The sequence below is a fragment of the Acetivibrio sp. genome, from assembly GCF_035371925.1.
GTDB lineage: Bacteria > Bacillota > Clostridia > Acetivibrionales > Acetivibrionaceae > Hungateiclostridium.
In genome coordinates, this window is sequence record NZ_DAORXT010000116.1 from 1582 (window position 1) to 7706 (window position 6125).

A 6125-nucleotide genomic window follows, 5' to 3' on the forward strand; every position below is an offset into this window, starting at 1 on the left:
GGGAAGTTTTGAATAACTGGCAAAGTTTTATAGAGGCTCATAAGGACTTAGTTTTTAAGTTTGCTCATAGAGCCTTTGTAAAGGCTAATAACTCGGCGTGGTTTTACGCTTCCGTATTAAAAGATTACGGGCCATTTAAGGTATCGGATTCCTCTTTTGTCTCGGCGGAAGTAGTGGATTCTGGAAAGACGACAAATGAGTTGTGGGCTGCAATTAAATTAGAGGAGAAAGCAAGGTTTTTTGATGGTATAGAAAGAACCCTCTTAGCGACAGTCAGCATTTATCAGCCACTTCTAGAGACATATACTTGGAGGCCGGTAGAGAGAGTGGATGATACAGATAAATGGTATATCGATACCAGGGATATACAACTTCAAGTCAAATAAGAACAATACTAGATATAAAAAGAAATAAGCTAGAGGTAATAAAGATGATAAAGATTCCAGCATTAGAGATGGCTTTGCCGGTGCCGACAGACAAAGAGAAGGAACTATTTGATACATTTATAGCCCCTACGGCTATTTACCGACATTTAGCTATTTAGTTAATGGCTCAAACTTTAGGTCTGAGGTGATGCGAAGCGTATCGGATGATTTTTCCGCGAGAGCATTCGGGACGGTGAAGGGCTTAAGCAAGTTTTTTGATAGAATCATTACACCCCTGACTCTTTTTTGGAATGTGAGGCACCTCCGTAATATCGGGCGTTATTCCCGGAAACGGCTGGCTGGACATGGAAATAACCGTTACGCTGCCCGCGGCGCGCGGCACGCTGGTGTTCGAGATATCCAAACAGGGGCTGGACGAGGACGCCGGAGACAACTCCGCCGAGGTCGAAATACTGCTCACGGATATAGGGATAGACAAGGATTATTCCATAGTGCGCAACGAGGATGGCACGGTCACCGTCACCGTCGTCAATAACAGCGCGGTGGGTGCGGAGAACATCTCCGTCAAGGTTACGGCGTATTCCAACGCGGAAAACGTTTTCGATACGCTTACGATAAATCTCGAAGCGGGCGAAACCCGGATCATAGTTCTAACGATACAGAAAGCCGACGTATATTTCAACACCAAAAACGAGTTTTGGCTGAAAGTCTATGTTTTGACGGAGGAAAAGGATATTTATACCGTAAACGCGGACGATTACAGCGCTTCGGACAACGTAAAAAGTGTAAAACTTTTGCGCGTGATATTTGAGGACGGCACGACGCTCGCCCTTTTGAGCGGGGACATAGCGCTTGAAACGGACGGCACGGCGTATGCGGGTTATGTTTATACGGGCGACGGAGACATAGACGTGACCTCCAGCGACCCGTCCGTAGTCTCGGTAAACGGCAAAACCCTCTCCGCGCTTAAGGGAGGCTCCGTCACGATCACCGTTTCGGACGGAGCGGTATCCAAAACCTTCGCCGTCAATGTCGCCGAAAATCGGTACACCTTGATTTTCAGGGAAGAGTAAACTGCCGACTGAGCCAGTGGTCAGAAAAAAGCTTTAGCTATGGATAGACAAAGGCAATCCTCCTTTGGTAGACCTGGAGCAGGTCGCAAGCTGCTTTAACAAAATCAAAGGAGGATTAGATGCGCCAAAAAGACTCTACGGGCAGTTTGGCATCACAGTGATGCCAAACCAAAATCTGCGGAGTTTTGATTGTTTTGATTTATTTTGAGGGTCAAAAAGTTAGTGTGAATGTCGCACAAAAGTAAAAAACAAAAAGTAAACAAATCGCACTTTCGGCACTTTAGGTTAGAACCACAAAAGTCCGTTGTGACAGTAAGGCTCACGAACAAAAAGGAAAGAAAACACTAACAATCTATATAACGCTCGTTTCAAAGCAAAAAAGCCGCAATAATACGGCTTTTAATGGTAAAACAAACGGCAGAACGATGTTTCCGTTCTGCCGTGCTGTTATGCGGGGACAAAATCAAAAGTGGTAAAAATTACCAAATACTTACAAGTTATCAAACAAAAAGTAAGACAAAACAAAAAGTAAGAAAGTAGATTGATAGGGTCTTGATTTCGCGGAATAACAAATTTGGGCAAAACAGTAGTTTTGTAAGATTGTTTGTGGTTAATTATTTATAAAAATTATTATGGTTTAAATCATATGCTAAAACAATAAGCACCCTTGATTTTTTGAATGACAAATGAGTAGCATCGATATTTTGACACTAGAAAAACAAGAAATAGAGTCAGAGCTTGGTAAGATGCAACTAGCTGACTACCGTAAAGAGGAAATCATCAAGCTCCTAAATACCAGCGATAAGCTAACCACCTTTGACGAAAAAATCTTCAAAAGCCTGGTAAGAAAAATAAAGGTCACCGCACCAAAAGAGATAGAAATATGCTACAACTGCGGAATAACCGTAAAAGAACAGATTAAATAAGATGTCCCCGTATGCGTTTAACAGCGTGTGCGGGGATTTTTTTATTTTCCCTATTGACACAATGTGTTAATTCTGTTAATATGCCCTTGTATGAAGGTACCTAGAGCAGCTCTGCGAATTAGTAGCGAAAGCGAAATGTCGTTTGATTATACCAGATAATCAAGTACTGATTACAAAGTTAATAGATTGCATAAATCAATTAGCAAAACAATGCTGCATGGTTGATATTAACCGTTTGCATTTTTTTTTGCAAACGGTTTTTTAATGCAAAATAATGGTCAAAGGAGGTGATGAAAATGAGTAGAAGTCAAGAGCAATGGGATGATTATGCAAACCAAAACAATCCGAACAATGATGCATATCAAGCAAATTTAGATAATCATGCAGATCAATGCAATCCCAACAATAATGAATATGCAGGAGACAAAGACTAAGACAGCACTTGTGTAAGACAGCCAATAGTCTGGTTGGTACCATAAACATATTTTTTTGTTTTGGTATGTGGGATTCAATAAAATGAAAACCCTGTACTATATGGGCTTTTGACTACTCAGATAATTAAAAGTCCATATTAGTGCTATTTAACACTAATTATGGAGGTAAAAATGACAGCAGATAATTTCTGGAAAAACGAATTCGGAAACAAAATAGTGGCAACAGATTTTGATGGAAAAGAAATCAGGCGAAAAGATTTTGGAACCCATTCCCCATATGATTGGGATGTGGATCACATTTTGCCAAAATCAAAAAATGGTCAGAATGAAATAGTAAATTTCCAAATCGTAAACCGTCTAACGAATGATCAAAAAGGTGAGAAGACAACTTTCACTATTAATAATGTAACATATCAAGTCAAAAAGACAAGGAATGCAAACATTGATGAATTAGCCGCATATGATTACAGTCAGAAAAAATATTGTATAGTTACTTTGGAGGGAAGAAATGCAGAAAATTAAAGAATCAATCAAATCAATAAATTACAAATTGTTTTTGGCATTATTGCTTATGGGGCTATTACCCACGGTATATACAACCGTAAGAATTTTTTATCTTGGACAATTGCCTGGTGATTGGGGATACAACATAGCAAGCCAACTTTCTTGGGTTAATCTTCTTTATGAGATTATTCAAGAAGCGATTATTCTTCCATTATTCTTTTTTATTGGAAAAGCCTTTAAAAAGAATATAGATGAACTCAATAATACCGTAAGAACGGGAGCAATTGCGACATTTGGCGTTTATTCTTTATTATCAATAATTATTATAATTTTTGCCGTGCCAATGATAAAGCTTATGGCACAGGATACGACACTAATTGCGGAAACAGCTACATACATAAGACTAGAAACAGTCGCAAATATCTTTGCTACTCTTGTCAAATTTTTCGTCATTGTGTTAGTAACAGTCAAGAAGGAAAAGTATTTATACTTCATTCTTAGTATCCAAATGATACTATCAATCATATTAGATACTTTTTTTGTTTCATCGTTAAATGTGTCACTGCGTCTTGGTGTAAACGGTATCGCTTATACTAACATGATTATCAATGCACTATTACTTATGCTGGCGGTATACTTTTTGTATAGGGAAAAAATTGTTTTGCTTAAAAAGGCAAAGCTAAATTTCCAATGGATGAAAGAATGGCTGAAGGTTGGAGGATACTCTGGACTAGAGTCTTTCGTACGCAATATTGCTTTCATGTTGATGATAGTCAGGATGGTCAACGTTGTTGGAGAGCAGGGTACATTCTGGGTAACAAACAATTTTATTTGGGGTTGGTTGTTATTACCAATACTTCAACTTGGTGAACTTATTAAGCGTGACTGCGGTGAAGAAGGCATAAAAGCAGTAAAGAGCAAATCATATGCCTACTTTTTGATTACTGCAGTAATATGTGTATTATGGTTAGTGACAATTCCGGCATGGGAGCCCTTTATTAAGAACGTTATGAATGTAAGCAATGCACATGAGGTATATATCTTAGCGTTAATTAGCTTAGGATTCTACATTTTATTCGCCTTTAATAACGTCATTGATAGTATCTTCTACGGTCTAGGAAAAACAAATTATATGTTGTTCCAATCCTTAGTGATTAACATAGTTTACTATGGTTTAATGTTTATCCTTTATGCTACAGGCGTCTATGAGCCGACATTGACAAAAATTGCGTTGATGTTTGCCGGTGGAACAGCAATGGACAGCGTACTGACTTACTTCATTTTCTGGTGGATGCTGAAGAAGAAAAAAGGCGGCATGGAAGATAATTTGAAGGCGGAAAATGTATGAGAATTCTTGTGTGTGGCAACATCAACAGCGGAAAAAGTTATTTAATCGATAAGTTGAAGACCATGCTTCCTAAGTATGATATTGCTCAGATCGATGCATACAGAAATCAATACGGTGATGGAACAATTGAAAAGGAGCTCCTTGCACGCACTAAATTTGTAGAAGCAGTAACGAGAAATGATAATATCATCGTGGAGTTATCGGGAATGGGGCCTCTTGCAAGACAATTGCAAGAGGCAATCCCTCCAAAAACCTTTATTATTCTTTATGTGGATACAGATGCAGAAATATGTGTCCGAAGGTTAAAAGACAAAGACTTTTCAAGAATACCATATCCTGTATATCAAGAAGAAATGTCGGATACCATCCGGCGTATCGGCAAAGAATTAATTAATGGTGAACTTCATCAGCTTTGGTTGTCAAAGGCGTTGCAAATCATCAGAATAATAAGCATTGATGAGTTAACCAATCTGCCGTTCAGTCATTATGAAAAGCTTTGCGATATCCTAAAATTACTCATTCCCAACACAGATGTTAAGGAAATTGTTGCATTTGGTTCACTTGGAAGAAATGAATTAAGTAAGTTATCGGATATAGATCTTTCAATAACCACTACCATGACGGTAGATGAAGTTGCTAAGCTCTATAAATATGTTGCGGATATTACTTTTATTGATACTGTAGAGAATAAGGTTACCATTCGATTTGGAGATATCCTCATTGAATTAGTCATAGTTCAAAATCAAAAAGATAACATGTGGTACTATGTCAATTCTATGGTTAAATGCTCCGAAGCTACGGTAATTAAAGGCGATGCGGATCTTGTCCAAGCATTGCAGACAGCAATCGATGATTTTTCTTTTAACGAAGAGAAGATGATTGAGCAAACTATAAAAAGATTAATCTTTTTTGTATTATCATTGGACAACATCGCGAAGAAAGGAGATGATTATAAATTCTTCTTTCATAATAACATTATCATTCACGAAATCATAAGGCTACAGCTCTTTTCGAAAGGCGTTTTCCAATATAATTATCTTCCCAAAATGGCATTAGATAAACTGGAAGGCATCGACATTAAAAACCTTCTTTATGATTTTAACATTGATAAACAAAAGCATATCAAAAACATAAAAGCAATTACGGCAGAAACCCTAAAAAAAGTAGGATGCAAAGAGAAAAAATATTATGACATATTATGTTAGATAAAAAAGCGATGGAGCCTAAAAACAGCCTTTTCGTTCGTTAGGGGTACCCTAAAAAGCGATATTGTTCGTTAGCATAGAAGGGGGAACAAGTCCCTAATTGAGGGCAGGGACAACGAACGATAAGTAATATTTCTTGAAAGTTTTTGAGAGGGTAGCTGAAAACAGGCGAAAAGACGCGAAAAACAACAAAAAAGACACACGATGGGAGCGAGTTTATACGCTCCTTTTTCGTGTGTCTTGGTGGCG

7 protein-coding genes are annotated in these 6125 nt (G+C 38.1%); all 7 read left to right on the forward strand.

All coding sequences use genetic code 11. The annotated features are described in order from the left end of the window. On the forward strand, positions 1–386 hold a 386-nt coding region (locus PLH43_RS12260; RefSeq protein ID WP_324363524.1), incomplete at its 5' end, for a hypothetical protein. A gap of 344 nt (positions 387–730) precedes the next feature. Continuing rightward, positions 731–1459 carry a hypothetical protein gene (locus PLH43_RS12265; RefSeq protein ID WP_324363526.1) on the forward strand — a complete coding sequence of 243 codons (729 nt, stop codon included), beginning with the start codon at positions 731–733 and terminating at the stop codon, positions 1457–1459. A 686-nt stretch (positions 1460–2145) separates the two neighbouring features. Then, positions 2146–2385 carry a hypothetical protein gene (locus PLH43_RS12270; protein WP_324363528.1) on the forward strand — a complete coding sequence of 80 codons (240 nt, stop codon included), beginning with the start codon at positions 2146–2148 and terminating at the stop codon, positions 2383–2385. A gap of 296 nt (positions 2386–2681) precedes the next feature. Beyond that, positions 2682–2819: a hypothetical protein gene (locus PLH43_RS12275; RefSeq protein WP_324363530.1), complete on the forward strand. Its 138-nt coding sequence runs from the start codon at positions 2682–2684 to the stop codon at positions 2817–2819. A 171-nt stretch (positions 2820–2990) separates the two neighbouring features. Then, positions 2991–3341: an HNH endonuclease signature motif containing protein gene (locus PLH43_RS12280; RefSeq protein ID WP_324363532.1), complete on the forward strand. Its 351-nt coding sequence runs from the start codon at positions 2991–2993 to the stop codon at positions 3339–3341. Next, complete coding sequence (locus tag PLH43_RS12285) at positions 3328–4671, forward strand: MATE family Na+-driven efflux transporter (protein WP_324363535.1); 1344 nt, start codon at positions 3328–3330, stop codon at positions 4669–4671. Before PLH43_RS12280 ends, PLH43_RS12285 begins: the two co-directional genes overlap by 14 nt. Continuing rightward, on the forward strand, positions 4668–5876 hold the full coding sequence (locus tag PLH43_RS12290; RefSeq protein WP_324363537.1) for a nucleotidyltransferase domain-containing protein: 1209 nt from the start codon (positions 4668–4670) through the stop codon (positions 5874–5876). The genes PLH43_RS12285 and PLH43_RS12290 overlap by 4 nt, the downstream gene beginning before the upstream one ends. The last annotated feature ends 249 nt before the right edge of the window (positions 5877–6125 follow it).

Coding starts and splice junctions, on each gene's coding strand:
- PLH43_RS12265 (WP_324363526.1), top strand. CDS start 731: ATGGAAATAACCGTTACGCTGCCCGCGGCGCGCGGCACGCTGGTGTTC.
- PLH43_RS12280 (WP_324363532.1), top strand. CDS start 2,991: ATGACAGCAGATAATTTCTGGAAAAACGAATTCGGAAACAAAATAGTG.
- PLH43_RS12270 (WP_324363528.1), top strand. CDS start 2,146: ATGAGTAGCATCGATATTTTGACACTAGAAAAACAAGAAATAGAGTCA.
- PLH43_RS12290 (WP_324363537.1), top strand. CDS start 4,668: ATGAGAATTCTTGTGTGTGGCAACATCAACAGCGGAAAAAGTTATTTA.
- PLH43_RS12285 (WP_324363535.1), top strand. CDS start 3,328: ATGCAGAAAATTAAAGAATCAATCAAATCAATAAATTACAAATTGTTT.
- PLH43_RS12275 (WP_324363530.1), top strand. CDS start 2,682: ATGAGTAGAAGTCAAGAGCAATGGGATGATTATGCAAACCAAAACAAT.